Source organism: Tunturiibacter psychrotolerans, from assembly GCF_051013365.1.
Classification (GTDB): Bacteria; Acidobacteriota; Terriglobia; order Terriglobales; family Acidobacteriaceae; genus Edaphobacter; species Edaphobacter psychrotolerans_A.
This window is the reverse complement of the sequence record NZ_CP132941.1, coordinates 1,500,427-1,517,862: the sequence shown is the minus strand read 5'-3', so window position 1 is coordinate 1,517,862 and position 17,436 is coordinate 1,500,427. Positions and strand designations below refer to the sequence as shown.

The following is a 17,436-nucleotide window of genomic DNA, read 5'->3' as shown; positions in this document are numbered from 1 at the left end:
GGCTATTGAGAACAGAACAATTGGGCTCAGAACTATGCGCAGAGACACAGGAAAAACAAGACCTTCACAAGTTGTAATAGTCGGGGCGGGACCGGGGGGACTGGCAGTGGCGATGCTCCTGGCGAAGTCGGGAGTTCAAGTTACGGTACTCGAGAAGCGCAACCAAGTTGGAGGTAGGACCTCGACGATTGAACGGGATGGCTTCAAGTTCGACTTTGGACCAACGTTTTTCTTGTACCCAAAAGTCTTAAGGGAAATCTTCAAGATTGCAGGATACGATCTGGATGTCGAAGTGCCAATGACTCGGCTTGATCCTCAGTACAGGTTAGTGTTCGGCGCTGGAGGGGAGTTGTTGGCAACGCCAGATGCTGAACGCATGAGGCAGGCGATTGCCACGATCTCGCCGCAGGATGCGGCTCGCCTCGATAAGTTCATGACGCAAAATCGAAAAAAGCTAACTAGCTTTATGCCGTTTCTGCAATCTCCCTTCGAGAGCTGGAAGGATTTGGCCAAACCAGGAATGATCAAGCTTCTGCCTTTGCTGTCCCCGTGGAGGTCGCTAGATCAAGATCTGCAGCGACACTTTAAGGACGAGAGGATCCGACTCGGCTTCAGCTTTCAGTCGAAATACCTGGGAATGAGTCCATTCCAATGCCCTAGTCTCTTTTCTATTCTTTCGTTTCTCGAGTATGAACATGGAGTATTTCATCCAACAGGCGGGTGCGGGGCCGTCACGCAGGCAATGGCCAGAATCGCTCGTGAGCTGGGTGTAAAGATTTTACTCAACGAGCCGGTAGAGCGAGTGTTGGTGGAGAACGGAAAAGCGATCGGCGTGAAAACAGCGCGCCACAGCCTGCCTGCGGATGCCGTAGTGGTGAATGCAGACTTCGCAGGTGCGATGCGACAGATGGTTCCGAATCATCTGCGAAAGAAATGGACAGATGAAACGCTGGCCAAGAAAGATTACTCATGTTCGACGTTCATGATGTATCTGGGAATCGATGGGTGCTACGACGCGGTATCACATCACACGATCTACCTGGCTGAGAATTACAGGGAGAACCTTCAAGATATTGAAACGCTACACCGGCTCTCAGATAACCCGTCGTTTTACGTTCAGAATGCTAGTGTCACAGACTCAACGCTGGCCCCGAAGGGTAGGAGTACCCTCTATGTACTGCTACCAGTTACACATGAGACTGGATCAAAAGGGAGCAACTCTGTGGATTGGGAAAAGGAGACCCCACGGTTCCGAAAGCTAGCCTTTGAACAATTGGAGAAGATCGGAATCACAGATGTAGAAAGACGAATACAAACAGAGAAGATTATGACCCCATCCGGTTGGAGCAGCGAGTTTAATCTTTACAAGGGAGCGACCTTTAGCATGGCGCACTCGTTGAAACAGATGCTTCATCTACGTCCTCACAATCGATTCGAGGACATCGGACAGATGTACCTGGTCGGTGGAGGAACACATCCGGGCAGTGGATTGCCTGTCATCTTCGAATCGGCCCGAATTACATCACGACTCTTGCTGCAGGACATGAAGATTGAGCCGCGCTGGGAGGAGTCCGCATCCCCGATCTCCGACGATGAGCTGGTCGGCGTGGCGTCATAACGATGTCCATCTCTACGATTGGGGATGAGGCGACTCACAGTAGATCATCGTGTAGGGACGAAGCCGCGGAAGTCACCGTCATTGAATCTTCACGTCACGAAGCGCAACTGACATGGGGCAAGTTGCCGATTAAGAAACGACTTGACGTGCTGCAGCGTGCCCGGTTTGCGATGTCGCGCATGACCGAAGCATTCTCTGACGCAATACCATCTCAATTGTCGCGCACGCCCGCAGATACCAGAGTCGCAGAGATGTTGCCACTGCTAGCGGCGTGCCGATTTCTGGAACAAAGAGCAGAGAAGATTCTCAAGGCCCAACGATTGGGTAGCCGAGGGCGTCCTTTTTTCCTAACGGGATGCATCAGCGAGGTTCAGCGCGCGCCCTACGGAGTTGTTCTTATTTTGGGACCAGCGAACTATCCGCTTTTCTTACCCGGAGTACAGACTTTGCAGGCATTAGCTGCGGGCAACGCCGTCGTGTTTAAACCTGGGCATGGCGGCCGTCCGATAGCGAAACTTTTTGCCGAAGCGCTTTATGCTGCGGGCCTCCCACGTTCTTTGCTGGAGGTGACGGATGATTCGATCGAGGCGGCAGAAAAGGCTTTACGGTCTTCCGTAGATAAGGTGATCTTCACGGGGTCTGCTCAGACTGCGCGAACAGTACTGCGAGTATGCGCGGAAAAGATAATTCCATGTGTGATCGAGGCATCGGGATGTGATGCTGTCGTGGTGCTACCTTCGGCCGATTTGAAGCGAGTTGTGAGGGCTATAACGTTTGGTATGCGTCTGAATGGCTCGGCTACGTGCATGGCACCGCGCAGACTATTGCTGCTAGGTGCATCCGAGGCTCGAAAGAAAACACTGATAGGCATGTTGTCCACTGCGTTCAATGAATGCGGCCCGGCGCATCTCAGCGAGACCGTGCGAACGAACTTGGGCCAGATATTGCACGAAGCAGAGCGTTTGGGCGCTTGGGTGCACGGTTCTATCAATCAAGAGCAGCGGCCCATTCTGGTGACTGAAGTAAAACCCGGGATGCGTCTTGCTCAGGCCGATCTGTTCTCTCCCGTGTTGTCGGTGATCGACCTATCGAGCGAGACAGAATTGCTGGCGGCGCAGGATGCCTGCCCTTTCGCGCTGACGGCGTCCGTATTCGGCGATGAGCAAGAAGCCAAACGTTTGGCATCGGTGCTCAACGTCGGCAATGTACTGATTAATGACATCATCGTTGCTACTGCGGATCCACGGATCCCGTTCGGCGGACGAAAAGAAAGCGGCTATGGAGCCACCCGAGGCGCTGAAGGGCTCCTCGAGATGACTGTCGCCAAAGTGGTCACGGTGCAACGTAGTAAGAGCGTCCGTTCCTACGAAGTAACAGGAGATCAGCATCGCGAGTTGTTCGATGGAGTAATCCTGGCATTGCACTCGCAAACGATACGTCAACGAGGTCAGGGCTTAGCTAAAGCAGTCGGAGCCGCAATGCGGCTCCGACAAAAGTAGCCAAAGGAAGAGCATGCAGGACGGCAAAATAAAAGTTGGAGTGATCGGTAGCGGATTGGCTGGGCTGGCGGCGGCTTGTACGCTGGCTGCCCGGGGATACCAGGTGGAGGTGTTCGAGAAGAATGCATGGATTGGGGGGAAGGCTGCACAGTTGCGTGCCGCCGGCTTCCGTTTCGACATGGGACCGACGATTTTAATTCAGCCTTCGGTGCTGAGAAGAATCTTCGAAGAAGCTGGACGACGCATGGAAGACTATGTGCCCATGGTAAGACTCGATCCACAGTGGCGATGCTTCTTCGAAGATGGAACAAATATGGACTTGCGCGACGACGCCTCCAAGATGGCGAAGGAACTGGAGGCTCTCTGGCCAAGGATGGGCGCCGGCTACCTCAAGTTTCTTGAGACTTCAAAGCAATTGCACTCAATCAGCGACCGGTTCTTCTTTTGGCGATCGATCGGGTCGATGAAAGACACGATGGACCTGGGCGGAGCGTTTGACATCAAGGTTCTTAAAGATGTGATGAGGATGAGGCTGGGTAAGACGGTTGCGGGCACAATCCGAGAGTTCATCCCGGATGCGAATGTGGCACAGATGCTCGATCACTTTGTGCAGTATGTGGGAAGCTCACCCGATGCTTCGCCTGCGATCCTTTGTGCAATCGGACACATGCAGATGGAAGAAGGAATCTGGTACCCACTCGGTGGAACACGTGCGGTGCCAGAGGCTCTGGTGAAGCTGGCTGGCGAACTTGGTGTGGTGTTTCATACAGAGACAGACGTATCACGGATTCTAACGGACGTCCCTCGGCACGGAGGACGAGCCGGCGGTAAGGTAACTGGGCTCGTGACGACGCTGGGCAAGGTCCATCATTTCGACGCTGTGGTCTCGAATGAAGACGCGGTGCGAACCCACCGTGAACTCGTCGGCGGAGCCGCCGCACAGCAATTTGAACATAAGCGACACTATGAGCCAGCGTGCTCCGGCGTAGTACTCTATCTCGGGCTGAATAAGCGGTACGAACATCTGGCGCATCATGACTTCGTCTTTTCGCGTGACCCTCATGAGGAATTCCACTCAATCTATGAGGTGGGTGAGCCCGCTCCCGATCCCACGTGTTATCTTGCCGCAACGGCTTCGACCGATCCAACCAGCGCTCCTGAAGGCGGCGAAGCGTTATACGTACTCGTACACACACCGTATCTGCGCGAACATCATGATTGGTCCAAAATGCTACCTGAGTATCGTCAGGTGATCTTGAATAAGCTAAAGCGGACCGCAGGCCTCGAGGATATCGAAAAACGTATCGTCTTTGAAGCGGCGCTAACCCCTCAGGATATTCATGAACGATACAGGGTGCTGAACGGAGCGATCTACGGGATCTCAAGCCACGGTGTCTTCCAAGGCGCGTTCAAGCCGGCCAACCGCAGTAAGGAACTGGCAGGAATGTATCTTGCCGGGGGAGCCGCACATCCCGGCCCCGGAATGCCTATGGTAATGATGTCGGGATGGATCGCGGCGGATTCACTCGATCATGATGCTCACCGATGACGAATGCGCCAGCTATTTCGATGCCAGCCCTTCGATTCTTCCGAAGAATCGTTCGCGGCTACTTTCGAAGGCACTTTCATGCCATAAGGATCAGCGGAGCGGATAGATTTTCCGCGCTGGCGCATTCAGAGGCTGGACCTGTGATTGTGTTTGGAAATCACAGTTCATGGTGGGATCCGATGGTTTCGATCTATCTCGCGGAGAGACTCATGGACACCCGGCGGCACTATGCTCCGATGGATGCAGTTGCTCTCGAGCGATATCCAGTTTTGAAGCGGGTAGGCATCTTTGGAGTCGAGATGAACTCAGCTCGTGGAGCGGTGACCTTTTTGAGAACCAGCGAAGCAATCCTGGCGTCGGGCGGAGTTGTATGGATAACACCGCAGGGACGCTTCGTTGATAGCAGGGCGCGGCCGCTAGAGTTCAAGCCGGGTCTCTCTGCTCTGGCGTCGAGAGTAGCTGCAAGCACCGGTTGGTGCACAGTAGTCCCGCTCGCCATCGAGTATCCTTTCTGGGATGAGCGTTTGCCAGAATGTTTGCTGCACTTTGGTGAGCCACTTAGGGTTGACTCACCACAGGATTTGGAGAAGTTGCAACTGGAATTGATGCAATCGTTGGAGACGGCGATGAACACTCTACGCTTCACCGCCATGCAACGCGATGCACGAAACTTCGATACCTTATCGCATGGAAAGCTCGGCACGGGCGGTCTATATGGAGGATGGCAGAAACTGAAAGCCTCCTTGACCGGACGGCCTTATCAAGTGGAACATACGGTCCTGCCAGAGTGCGGTAAGGATCTTGCCTCCTGCAAGGAGCGTAGCGATGATGTTTGACGTCTTCACAATAGCGGTGATGCTCTGTTCTTTGGCGCCCGCGGTATTGTTTTGCGTAAACTGGCGGCGATATGTGCCTCCTCCGCAAGCCGGGTCCTTGTCCCTGCCCGCGATCTCTGTTCTGATTCCAGCGAGAGATGAGCAGGATGGAATTGCCGCCGCAGTGGAAAGCGTTCTTGCAAGCACCGGCGTGGCGTTCGAAGTGATCGTGATGGACGATGGCTCGACCGATCGAACGGCTGATATCGTCGAGGCGATCGCGAAGAAAGATGCGCGGGTCAGACTCGAGCGTACTCAAACGTTGCCGATCGGTTGGAATGGCAAGCAACATGCGTGTTGGGACCTGGCGCATGCTGCCAGGCACGATCTGCTCTGTTTTGTCGACGCGGACGTAAGACTAAGCCCGGAGTGCCTTGCTCGTGTGGCAGCGGTCCTGATACGAGGCCAACGGGGGTTAGTCAGTGGTTTCCCTCGGCAGATAACAGAGACCTGGCTTGAATGGCTTCTGCTACCTCTCATTCATTTTGTCCTCCTCGGGTTTCTTCCGGTCGAAAGAATGAGAAACACTACCGATCCGTCGTTCGCGGCGGGCTGCGGGCAGTTCATTCTCGTTCAACGCAAAGATTACTTTGCATGCGGTGGCCATGCGGCTATCAAGACAACGATGCACGACGGGCTTCTTCTTCCGAGGTTGTTCCGGCAATGCGGATATCAAACAGATTTAACCGATCTCACTAATCTTGCAACGTGCAGAATGTACCGCAACGCTTGGCAAGTGCTGCAAGGGCTCGCCAAAAATGCAACGGAGGGACTCGCGGCGCCGGTAAGAATTTTGCCGATCAGCCTGCTTTTGTTCCTGGGTCAGATAGTCCCTTTCGCGCTGGCAGCATGGCTATGGCTGGTGGGAGGATCTTCCGTTGCGGAGAGTGTCTATGTGCTGGTCGCAATTGCTGGAGCGTGGCTGCCACGTTTTCTGGGGGCATACCGATTTCGCCAGAGCTGGCGCGGGGCGTTGTTGCATCCCCTCGGCATTGGAATACTGCTCGCTATCCAGTGGTACGCTCTTACGCGAAAATTAGCAGGCGGAAGTGTTACATGGAAAGATCGATCTTATTCTGAATTATAAGAATAAGGCACCTAGACAGGATCTTTTTGGGTACGAGTCTGCGAGACGTTCAACCATGATCCGCAATACCTCGCGAAGCTGGTTAAAGACTTGCGCAGCATTCAGACGCATCTGCCCGACCCAGTACCTGCCGGCATCGACAAAAAGACCTACTTCACCAACAACTATCAAAAACTAGGCACCGATCCAATGGCCTGCGGATGGTGCCAGTTGCAGATGGTGCTGATCGCTCGCGATACCACGCGACCCCGATGCGGTTGGCGGCTACTTCTCTCCCCGACATGTGGCCTGCCTCGTTCTTGGCGGTAACCAAGTATTCAGAAAACTAATCAGCAGTTGACATTTGCCGAGATCGTTGGTTACTCTCCAATTTCAAACGATTTAATAGTGCGATTGCCGGCGCGAGGAGGTTCGCAAATGACGCTGCTTAATCACCATTCATCCGTTTGCCTTCAAGGGTTAAAGACCGGTCTCTTTGCGTTGACGCTTTCGCTATGTGCTTGCGTTGCGAGTGGCGAGTCGGCGTATGTACGCGTGAATCAGGTTGGCTACGAAGCGGGGGCTCTTCCTGCACGTGCGTATTTGATGTCGACCGCGTCTGAGGCTGGTGCCCTGTTCGAAGTGATCGATGACGCGGGCAACGTCGCGTATCGCGGCAAGGTCGGCGCTCTCTCGGGCAATTGGTCGAATAGCAAGAAGCTCACTTATCAGGTCTACGCGCTCGATTTCAACGTTCCATCCGGACACAGCTATTCCATCAGTGTCTCAGGACCGGTGCCGGCGAGCTCGCCCCGTTTTGCGGTCGACCGACCGGAGGTTCTTTATCCCGGGCTGCTGGTGAACTCGCTTTTCTTCTTTGAAACGCAGCGCGACGGGCCGGACTTCATCCGCAATGAACTGCGCACCGCTCCCGGACACCTGAAGGACAAGAGTGCCCAGACTTATCTGACTCCTCCGCTGGACGACAATGACTTCATCAACAATGTGCCTCCGGTTCCGCCCCTGAGCCCGGCTAGCTCGTCGAAGATCGATGCCGCGGGTGGCTGGTGGGACGCTGGCGACTACGAAAAATATGTGCAAACCGTCAGCTACACCGCGGCTCTCATGCAGATCGGTGTCCGTGACTTCCCCGATCAGATGGGAAGGTCTGCCCAGTTCTATCCGCCAGCCCCGCCGAACTCAGTTTCTTATGCGGGAAACAGCCACGGTGGCCCTGTCTCCTCAGATTTCAGCTCCGAGGCGAAGTTCGGCGTCGATTGGCTCTTGAAGATGTGGGATGATTCGACGGGAACGCTCGCCTACCAGGTCGACAATTCGCAGGACTGGAACTACTACGGAGAAGGCGATCCTTCGTCAGCGAGCGGCAATTGTGGAGGGACCTACAACACTCCCTACTGCCTGATCACTGAGTACGACATCTGGACGCTTCCCCAGGCCGCCGACAAATTCCAGCAGCCTGGTGACCCGCAGCCGTGCGATCCGCTCACTACTTTCTATATCTGCAACCGACCGGTATTCGTTGCGCCGCCGTCGGCCTCCAAAATCAGCCCGAACCTCGCTGGACGCCTCGCGGCGGACTTCAGCCTGTGCTACCAACTCAATCGCAAGCAAGATCCGGGGCTCGCCCATCGATGCCTGAAAGAGGCCGAAGATGTTTTTGCGCGTGCGGACACGACCTATCCCGATCCCGCACCTTCTGACGGGGGCGGCTCATGTCCAACGTGTCTGCTGACCATCGCACCCTTTGACGGCTACCCGGAGAGCGTCTGGGAAGATGACATGGAACTCGGCGCTACGGAACTTTACTTCGCGCTACGTTCCGCGGCAGAGGAGCAAGACGTCCCCCCAGGATTGCCGCAGGTCGATGCAAGCTTCTATCTGAGACAAGCGGCGCAGTTCGCTAAAAACTATGTTGTGAACATCTACGAGCCGGGCTTCACCGATACGCTCAACCTCTACGATGTCAGCGGCCTCGCTCACTTTGAACTTTACCGTGCTATGCAGCTGGCTGGTGATCCGGGCGGCCTGGCACTCTCGAAGTCGGCTATCCGCAGCCAACTACTCCGCCAGGTGGACGACGCCATCGCCCAGGCTGACTCCGATCCTTGGGGCTTTGGCGTCCAATGGAGCGCGGGTGATACGACATCGCATGGGGCCGGTCTGTCGGTGATGGCAAGCGAGGCATATGTGCTTACGAACTCTCCCCGCTACAACCAGTATTCACAGCGCTGGCTAGCCAATATCATGGGCGCTAACTCGTGGGGATCCTCTTTCATCGTTGGCGACGGCAGCACGTTCCCCAACTGCATTCAACATCAGGTTGCCAACCTCGTGGGAGCCCTGAATGGGACGTCCGGAGGAACTCCGATTCTATGGGGTGCTGCAACTGAAGGCCCGGCCAGCTCTGCGACCAGCGGCGTCGTGGGAGACATGATTCTCTGTCCTGCCAACGGAGTGGATACCTTCAAGAAATTCAATGGGAATAGTGGCACGTTTAACCGATCCCAGGCTGCGGTCTTCCAGGACAATGTGCAGTCTTACAGCACGACGGAGCCGGGTATCGACCTTACTTCGACGTCCTTCCTCATGTGGTCATGGAGATTGGCAAAACACCCTCAATTCTAGCGATTCATCTCTTCATTCTTACCAGCACACGCTCCAGGCCGTGAACCAATCTCTCGTTTTCTGCTTCCGACCGCACTGCGATCCGTAGATGCACCGGTGCCAATCCTTCAAAGTTAGCGCACGAGCGAAGCACAATTTGTTCCTCCGCGATCATCTTTTCCCAGAGCAGTTGCACGTCCACATCTGCAGCGAATCGAAGCAGCAAAAAATTTGTGCTCGAAGGATAGGTAAAGATCTTCAAGCGAGCCAGCTCTCGCTCCAGCCACACTCGTCGCAGATGATTCTCTCGACGGGTCTCCTCGATGTAGGCGTCGTCATGGAGAGCGACCGAGACAGCCTCTGAAGCCAAACTCGAGACCGGCCATGGAGCAAGCCTGTTATTCAGGTTCTGAATAGACGAAGCCCCACCGACCGCGTAGGCCACGCGCAGCCCGGGAATCGCAAAAAATTTCGTTACCGAACGAAACACGATTAGATTTTCGAACTCGATCGCGGATCGGATTAGGGAGTGGGTCGGAACATAGTCGATGAAGGCTTCATCGAGCAGCACCTTGATTCTGTGCTTTGCTGCCATTTCGATCAGGTCTCGCATCCTGCGGGCCCCGCAAAGTGCGCCAGAGGGGTTCTGCGGATTGGCCAACAGAAGTACATCGCAATCACCTTGCAACGCAGCTCGTAGCAGCGTTTCGGGCTGGTAGGAAAATCCCTCGTCCTGGGCCAAATGATAATGAGCAACCTCGACGCCAGCGTTCGTGAGTGTGTGCCTATACTCGCTGAACGATGGCACAGGTAGAAGGCACCGAGCAATCTTGAATGAACGCAGAGCTGCTTCGAGGAGTGGCACAAAACCATTTGCGACTGCGATATTTTCGGGGAAGATCCCCGAGGCTTCTGCCAAAGCTTTCTTGAGTTCGGTCAATTCAAGATCGGGATAGGCAACTAGAACGGCAGGATCAGCGAGAGCCTGCTGAAGTGCGATGAGCACCGACGCAGGAGGACCAGCTGGATTGATGTTGGCGCTGAAATCAATGAGCTGCCCCGGCTCGAACCCATACCGGGCAGCGATCTGACGAAGTTGACCGCCATGCGCTGGCAGCAAAATCTCCGTGGGTGGCGTCATCGTTGTCCTCGGTGCAGCAACAACGCAGTAAGTGCTCCGACTACTGAGACAACTGCGACCATTCGAATTGACTGCTTCGCCTTCTGTACCGTTGGTCCTGCAAATTCCTCTCCAATGAGAGGCGAAGCTAAGAGCTCGCCCGCGTAATAATTCTCCCCGCCCAAACGAACCTGGAGTGCGCCGGCAATGGCGCTCTCCGGTTGTCCGGCATTCGGACTTTTGTGTTTGGCACTGTCGCGACGCCATGTTTCAAGCGCAGCTGTGGGACTCGCATCTTCTATAAGAGCGGCCGTGATAATACCTAAAGCCGTCAGCCGGGAGGGGACAAAGCTGGCAACGTCATCCAGTCGCGCAGCAATTTTGCCAAAGTGAAAGTATCTGTCGTCTGCATGACCGATCATAGAGTCGAGCGTGTTGACCGCCTTGTAGGACATGGCGAGCGGAACCCCTCCGAGCGCCAAATAAAAGAGAGGCGCGATGACACCATCCGAGCAACTCTCTGCGACGGTTTCGATCACTGCGCGGCTAATCTCCTGTTCGCTCAGCGACTGAGTATCGCGACCGACGATTCTCGAGAGACGTTGTCGTGCCAGAACGATGTCGTGTTTTTCAAGAGCGTTCACTACAGCAGAGGCCTCATCGTGCAGACTGCGCGATGCGAGGCATGTCCAAGCCAAAAGCGTCTCTGCGACAAAGCCCAACCGCCTGTCTCGCTCCTTCATCCATGCGATGGTCTTCGCCGCACTCAGATAAGCCACAACGACCATGCCCAAGGTCAGCACCCCGCCCGCCGCAAGCTCAGCTGCGTGAGTCTGCCCAGGGCGTCGTAAAACTCGCTCTCCCTTGTCGATTCCTCTACCGATCAACCGCACGGGATGCGGGAACCATTCTGGATCGCCGGCAATCCAGTCGAATAGATATGCCGCAGCAAGAACGCTTCGACTGCTCATCTTGCCACACCTTCACCTCGGAGTGAGAGCATGTCTTCCGAGAGAGGCGGATCATAAGTGAGGCCAGCCCAAGCGAAGATTGCCCGCATGTCGAGCGTTCTTTCGACCTCGCAGGCGAGTCGATTCAGTGAGTCTTCTCGAAGGTGTTTCCATAAATTCACTTTAGGCGGTGACGAGAGTTTGTAAAACCCACGAGCCGCGCTAAGAAACTGATGCCGAAAACTATCCTCTTCAAAGATTCCATGCAGGTAGGTGCCGAAAGTGCGCGTGTCGGCACTTATGCATCCGTCTCTGCTTGTGTTTGACCGCTCGTCTTTACATGCAAGGCTAGAGAAGTGTTTTGCTCCCGCTTCATAGTCGGTATGCCCGATGTGAATCTCGTACCCTGCAAGCTCCTTTTGTGTAACTTGCTGTCCGAATAAAACCTTGGTGGCCATCTCTCCTCGCGCGTTGCGAGTTACCTTCTCCGTTTGCATAGTAGTGCGAATAGGCAATAAGCCAAGTCCCGAAACCGATCCGCTATGCTCCATTCCGGAGGGATCACTAATTGTCTTGCCGAGCATCTGCATGCCTCCGCAGATACCGACAATAAGACCTGTATGGGCGTACTCTTGCAAGGCAATATACAAGCCGGATTCTTTCATCCAAAGGAGATCATCCACGGTCTGCTTGCTGCCCGGCAAAATGATTACATCGGCCTGGGCAATTGCCTCAGCAGTTCGACAGAACAGCAAAGACACAGACGGCTCCGCTCGCAAGGAATCAAAGTCGGTAAAGTTCGAAAAAGAGGGCAGCGCAATCACGCCTATCCGCAAAGCACGGTCAGCGGAACTGTTTACAGTTTGCTCTACGGTCCACTTAGTCTGGGTTATAGTCGGCAGGCCAAGACTGTCTTCTTCTTCGAGCATCAACGAAGGTAAATACGGAACGACACCCAGACACGCCTTGTTCACTCGTTCTTCCATCATTCGAATGCCGGGCTCCAGAAGCGTTACGTCACCGCGAAATTTATTAATCGCGAATCCCCGAACGCGCTCCCGTTCTTCAGTGTCCAGTAGTTCGAGCGTGCCAAGCAGAGAAGCGAAGACTCCTCCACGATCGATGTCGCCGACCAGCAGGCAGCTGGCATCTGCCATCTCAGCCATTCGCATATTCGCGATGTCATGCTGCTTCAGATTGATCTCTGCGGGCGAACCGGCACCTTCCAGAATGATGACATCGAACCGGGAGGCAAGGTAGTCATAGCTTTCGCGGACAATCGGCAACAGCTCTTCGATGCGTCGTCGATGATAGTCGGCCGCAGTCACACGCCCCCAGATCTTTCCGCGCACGACAACTTGTGAGGATTGATCTCCTGACGGCTTGATGAGAATAGGATTCATGTGAACCGATGCCGCAACTCCAGCGGCCCCCGCCTGCAGTGCCTGGGCACGGCCAATCTCCAACCCTTCAAAGGTGGCCGCAGAGTTCAACGACATGTTCTGCGATTTGAACGGAGCAACGCTATAGCCATGCTGCGCAAAAATCCGACACAGAGCTGCGGTCAGCAACGACTTGCCGACATGCGAACCCGTTCCCAGAACCATAATCGCTCGCGCTCTCGTCAAGCTAATCCTCCCTCACCCCAATCGCTGTTGTACTCGTCGAACGAGAGCACGCTCTTCAGCGGTGTTCTCTTTTCCCAGCCTGCACGTTCCAAATCCGGCTCTTTCGAAAACGCGTCAACATAACCAAGGCACAAATAAGCTACTGGTGTAATTTGCTCTGGAATCTTCAGCGTGCTGCGCAAGGAATGTGGCTCCAGAATGCTCACCCACCCAACGCCGATTCCCTCAGCTCTTGCGGCGAGCCACAGATTCTGAACCGCGCAGACGGCCGAGTAGATCGCAGTCTCAGGCATCGTACGTCGCCCCAGCTGATGCCCTTGATTACTCTGCGAATCACAAACGATGCAAAGGTTTTGTGGCGCTTCGAGAATTCCTTCGAGCTTCATGCCCGAGTAGTTCTGCTGTTGTTCTCCTTCGTAATTCGCCATCGCCTGTTTATTTGCTTTGAGAAAAATCTCATGTACCTTCTGTCGCACAGCGAGATCACGCACAACAATAAATCGCCATGGCTGCATCAGACCGACGGAAGGTGCGTTATGCGCGGCGTCAAGCAGTCGATGCAAAAGCTCGTCTGGAACAGGCTCAGGCAGAAAGCCACGACGCACATCCCTCCGCTCGCGGATGGCGCGGTAGACAGCATTCCGCTCATTCTCATCGAATCCTTCAGCTCTGGTCATTTCCAGGCCCTTGACCACTTCGGTCCTGCAGTATCGCCACTGCGCAGCCTAGCATCCACGCCGGCCTTAACTTCAATGAGTCTGCCGAAGAGCCAGATCACATCCGACAGCCGATTGAGATATGCGAGTATCTCAGGCTTTAGCTCTACTCCACTGTTTGCAAGCCGCACAGCATTGCGTTCTGCCCTGCGGCAAACCGTGCGAGCCACCTCGTACGCAGCCGACTCAGTATGTGCCCCAGGTAACGACCAATCAGCGAGGATGCCGTCAGTTGCTTCGATCTGATGCACCAGCTTTGTTAGTGCTTCGACATCCTCCGGCAAAACAGACGGCGGAGATTTCTTGCTCTCGGGAGGAGTAGCTAGTGCCGATCCTACCCGAAACAGCGTGCGTTGAATCGTTTCGGTCCAGTCGCAGATCTCTTTGTCCGTGCAGATGCTTCGGGCAAATCCCAGAGTTGAGTTCAACTCGTCAACTGTGCCGTAAGCCTCTACTCGCAGATCTGCTTTCGAGATGCGTATTCCACCAGCCAACCCGGTCTGTCCGCCATCTCCACGTTTCGTTGCAATGCTCATGATCTTTCTCCTATTTTCCTTCGGTCGCGTCAAATGGTTCCAGCGATTCTTCGATATGAATTCGAATGACCTTACGAAGAGCTGTCCTCTCGTAGCGCAGGATCAGATTGTCATCGAGAAAATCAGTGACCTGCGGAGGACGATCAGAAAACAACTGTTCCTCATTGAAAAACCATGGGGCAGTTGCCCCCACCTCCTCGATGCTCCGGGCATAGATCACCACAGCCGGCACGCGATCGACTCCCGCCTGTAGCAGATGGTAGGCGCGATGATAGCCATCGCGCAAAAACCATCGTCCGCGAAACTCTGTCACCTCGAAGAAGGGACTGCCCCCGTAAAGCGAAAGCGGCAAACACTCACCTGGGCTCGTCTTCGGATGAAACCGCAATCGCAGGTCCGGGTTGCTCGAATGGAGACGAATCTCCAATCGATCGTCTTCGCTCAGGTCATGAATCACAACATGCTCGGTGCTTCTTTGGGAGCCAATCGCCATCGAGATCAATTGTGGCCAGTCATGCCGTTCTGGAGTGACTAAGACCTTCGACCCGGAACTGAAGACCAGTCTGCGCTGAAAAGCCAGCAGGCAGCGCAGGTCGATCACGGCTAAGGTCCAGTCAAGATTTTCGTACTCCTGCCGCAAATCCTCCCGTTGCGCGGCAACTGTAAGCAGATCTTGAATGTCTTTGGTCTCTCGTTCGAGCAGTGCAGTGGTCCCCGCGTATAGATCTCGTTCGGCCAATTTGGCGCTCGCACGCTCAGTTCTTTCGCGCAACTCTGCTGGGCCAAAGCCTGCGGCTGCATCCCGATAGGGGTAGTCATCCAAATCCCAGGCGATCAGTTCACGCACGATAACCTTCGCGGCGGTCATGAGCGCGCCTTCACGAAATGCATTTGAGGCGGTGCCACAACAGTATGTCGAACGATTGTGCAGTAAGGCTTCGTCTGTCGCCACGCATCTTCTTCGCTGTATTGATGGAGTGAGCACAGCACAGTACGTAGTACCCCTGCGTGAGTCACAACCGCAATACTTCGCTCTGCGGCTTGCGCAGCTAAGAAAGTAACTTCCCCGAGGACACGCTGTTCAAAATCGCGAAAGGTCTCGCCTTCGGGCGCTGGTACCAGAGGATGTTCGGCCATCCACCGACGAGCATAGGCTACATCTCGCTCCTCAATCTGTTTCCAGGTGAAACCTTCCCATTCGCCGAAATTGATCTCGCGCAGTGCTCGACGCGTTATGCATTCGACTCCGTATGCGCTGGCAATGGCTTTTGCCGTCGTTTGTGCTCGACGCAGATCACTCGTGTAGACGGTATCGATCTCTTCTGAACGGAGTTTATCGATCAGCTCAGCAGTTTGCTTGTGGCCGCGTGCATTCAGATCGGGGTCGGAGTGGCCACAGAAGGTTCCGGCCATGTCCGTCTCTGCGTGTCGAATGAAAAGGATGCTGTTCATACGATCCATACTCCGCAGAAATAAATCGCGATCTCCGTAAGCTGATTGGTTGCACCGAAGCAGTCGCCAGTTATACCGCCAATCTTTTTGTTGTAGAACCACCCACTCACTAAAACGATAAGTGGAGCAACAAGAAGAGGAGCCACGGAAGATCTCCGCAGCGCAAAGATAACGATCGCGGTGCTCAAAGCAGAGCCGAACAGAAGCGAGGAGAATGAGGTCAATTTGGCAATACGTGCCCCCTGCCCCTCCTGTTCGCGCGCTGGAGGGAGAAAGTAACTTAGCGGCAGCGAACTCCACCGGCACAGGACATGCGCAGAGATGACGTACGCGATAAAGCGCTCCATAGGTAGGGAAGCGAGAAGCAGGTATCGCGCCAGTAGAGATAAGACCAGCGCGATCGCTCCGTAGCTTCCAATCCTGCTGTCCCTCAGGATGGCCAATACGCGCTCTTTGGTCCAGCCTCCCCCAAATGCGTCCGCCGTGTCCGCGAGTCCGTCCTCGTGCAGGCACCCGGTGATCAACACGAGATAGGTCAGCACCACGAACGTAGTAAGTGGGCGAGCCAGGTGGACTATCAGGACACTCTGCAGCAGCGCTGCTCCAGAGCCTACGGCTAAACCGACCAATGGAAAAAATTTAACTGACCGTGACAGCGAATCCTCTTCGAATGTTGCCGAGGGCATGGGGAGTCGCGTAAGGAACTGGAAGGCAGTTGCCAGCTCCCATCCTAAGTTGCGAATCTGTCGCGTTGCACTCAATCCTTCGCCTCACTGACGCCGGCTGATTCAAACGTCGCCATCTGGTTATAGAGGCACAGCGCAGACTCGAGGATCGGCATCGCCAGAACGGCACCTGTTCCTTCGCCGAGCCGCATATTTAGCGCGAGAATAGGCTTCAATCCAATGTATTCAAGCAGCACCCGATGGCCTGGTTCTTCCGATTGATGCCCTGCAAAGAGATAGCCGCTTACCTGTGGCGCGATTGCAAATGCGATCGCCGCGGCTGCAGCAGAGATGAACCCGTCCACGACGACTGCGATCCGATGTCTTGCCAAACCCAGTATGAAGCCAGTCATCGCGGCAATCTCCAGACCGCCAACACAACGCAGCACGTCGAGTGGGTTAGCAGGGAGACTATCAAAATGCTTCGCTAGAGCAGCTTCGATAACCAGACACTTGCGTTTGAGGGTCTCGGCGTTCAACCCCGTTCCTTTGCCCGTGATGAGATTAACCGGCTCGCGCGTGAGTGCAGAGGTAATTGCACTGGCTGCCGTCGTATTGCCGATCCCCATCTCTCCGACTGCAACCAGATTGTAGCTGTTCTCCATCGCAGAATCCGCAAGCTTGGAGCCAACATCGAGCGCTTCGGACAACTCATTCGCACTCATCGCCGGCTCTCGCATCATGCTGCGTGTTCCTCTGCGCACTTTATGGTGCAGCAACCCGTCGATGCGGTCGAAGTCGGCATCGACACCAACATCCACGACGTTGATATCGACTCGATGGAGCTTCGCGAGCACATTGACTGCAGCTCCGTGAGAAAGAAAGTTGAGCACCATCTGCCGGGTTACCTCGCTCGGATAAGCGCTGACACCTTCAGCTGTAACTCCATGGTCCGCGGCAAAGACGTAGACTGCCTTTCGCATCGGCTCAGCAAATGCCTCCCCACGGATCGACACCATCTGCGCCGCAAGATCTTCAAGTGTGCCGAGGCTGCCCAACGGCTTGGTCAACTGATCCAAACGCGCTCGTGCCCTCATTAGCCATTGCTGACTTGGGGGCTCAATGGTCAACATGATT

The 17,436-nt window shown here is 54.9% G+C and carries 15 protein-coding genes; 6 read left to right on the top strand and 9 right to left on the bottom strand.

The annotated features are described in order from the left end of the window. The first annotated feature begins 34 nt into the window (after positions 1-34). The 6 genes from crtI (at position 35) to RBB76_RS06150 (ending at position 9,253) form a co-directional block, all read left to right on the top strand. Positions 35-1,618: a phytoene desaturase family protein gene (crtI, locus tag RBB76_RS06175; RefSeq protein WP_429628274.1), complete on the top strand. Its 1,584-nt coding sequence runs from the start codon at positions 35-37 to the stop codon at positions 1,616-1,618. A 2-nt stretch (positions 1,619-1,620) separates the two neighbouring features. After that, a complete protein-coding gene (locus RBB76_RS06170; RefSeq protein ID WP_429628276.1) occupies positions 1,621-3,117 on the top strand; it encodes an aldehyde dehydrogenase family protein in 1,497 nt (498 codons plus the stop codon). 13 nt (positions 3,118-3,130) lie between these two features. After that, on the top strand, positions 3,131-4,666 hold the full coding sequence (locus tag RBB76_RS06165; protein ID WP_429628277.1) for a phytoene desaturase family protein: 1,536 nt from the start codon (positions 3,131-3,133) through the stop codon (positions 4,664-4,666). Continuing rightward, entirely contained in the window at positions 4,663-5,502 is an 840-nt protein-coding gene (locus RBB76_RS06160; protein WP_429628278.1) for a lysophospholipid acyltransferase family protein, read from the top strand. Before RBB76_RS06165 ends, RBB76_RS06160 begins: the two co-directional genes overlap by 4 nt. Beyond that, positions 5,492-6,628, top strand: a complete 1,137-nt coding sequence (locus RBB76_RS06155) for a glycosyltransferase family 2 protein (RefSeq protein WP_429628279.1) — start codon at positions 5,492-5,494, stop codon at positions 6,626-6,628. The genes RBB76_RS06160 and RBB76_RS06155 overlap by 11 nt, the downstream gene beginning before the upstream one ends. A 417-nt stretch (positions 6,629-7,045) precedes the next feature. Further along, entirely contained in the window at positions 7,046-9,253 is a 2,208-nt protein-coding gene (locus RBB76_RS06150; RefSeq protein ID WP_429628280.1) for a glycoside hydrolase family 9 protein, read from the top strand. Between the two features lie 4 nt (positions 9,254-9,257). Here the strand turns inward: RBB76_RS06150 and RBB76_RS06145 are convergent, their stop codons facing one another. Genes RBB76_RS06145 through cobT form a run of 9 tightly spaced genes read right to left on the bottom strand, consistent with a single transcriptional unit; the run spans position 9,258 to position 17,432 of the window. Further along, positions 9,258-10,373, bottom strand: a complete 1,116-nt coding sequence (locus tag RBB76_RS06145) for a pyridoxal phosphate-dependent aminotransferase (protein WP_429628281.1) — start codon at positions 10,371-10,373, stop codon at positions 9,258-9,260. Next, the gene (gene cbiB / locus RBB76_RS06140) at positions 10,370-11,323 is read right to left on the bottom strand and encodes an adenosylcobinamide-phosphate synthase CbiB (protein WP_429628282.1); all 954 of its coding nucleotides are present in this window, start codon (positions 11,321-11,323) and stop codon (positions 10,370-10,372) included. Before cbiB ends, RBB76_RS06145 begins: the two co-directional genes overlap by 4 nt. After that, entirely contained in the window at positions 11,320-12,930 is a 1,611-nt protein-coding gene (locus RBB76_RS06135) for a cobyric acid synthase (RefSeq protein WP_429628283.1), read from the bottom strand. Before RBB76_RS06135 ends, cbiB begins: the two co-directional genes overlap by 4 nt. After that, complete coding sequence (gene bluB / locus RBB76_RS06130) at positions 12,927-13,607, bottom strand: 5,6-dimethylbenzimidazole synthase (RefSeq protein WP_429628284.1); 681 nt, start codon at positions 13,605-13,607, stop codon at positions 12,927-12,929. The genes RBB76_RS06135 and bluB overlap by 4 nt, the downstream gene beginning before the upstream one ends. Further along, entirely contained in the window at positions 13,604-14,182 is a 579-nt protein-coding gene (locus RBB76_RS06125; RefSeq protein WP_429628286.1) for a cob(I)yrinic acid a,c-diamide adenosyltransferase, read from the bottom strand. The genes bluB and RBB76_RS06125 overlap by 4 nt, the downstream gene beginning before the upstream one ends. 10 nt (positions 14,183-14,192) lie before the next feature. Then, positions 14,193-15,050, bottom strand: a complete 858-nt coding sequence (locus RBB76_RS06120) for a hypothetical protein (protein ID WP_429628287.1) — start codon at positions 15,048-15,050, stop codon at positions 14,193-14,195. After that, positions 15,047-15,634 (bottom strand): histidine phosphatase family protein, encoded by a 588-nt coding sequence (locus RBB76_RS06115; protein WP_429628288.1) that lies wholly within the window; start codon positions 15,632-15,634, stop codon positions 15,047-15,049. Before RBB76_RS06115 ends, RBB76_RS06120 begins: the two co-directional genes overlap by 4 nt. Beyond that, entirely contained in the window at positions 15,631-16,395 is a 765-nt protein-coding gene (cobS, locus tag RBB76_RS06110; RefSeq protein WP_429628289.1) for an adenosylcobinamide-GDP ribazoletransferase, read from the bottom strand. Before cobS ends, RBB76_RS06115 begins: the two co-directional genes overlap by 4 nt. Beyond that, complete coding sequence (gene cobT / locus RBB76_RS06105; protein ID WP_433963559.1) at positions 16,392-17,432, bottom strand: nicotinate-nucleotide--dimethylbenzimidazole phosphoribosyltransferase; 1,041 nt, start codon at positions 17,430-17,432, stop codon at positions 16,392-16,394. The genes cobS and cobT overlap by 4 nt, the downstream gene beginning before the upstream one ends. Between the last annotated feature and the right edge of the window lie 4 nt (positions 17,433-17,436).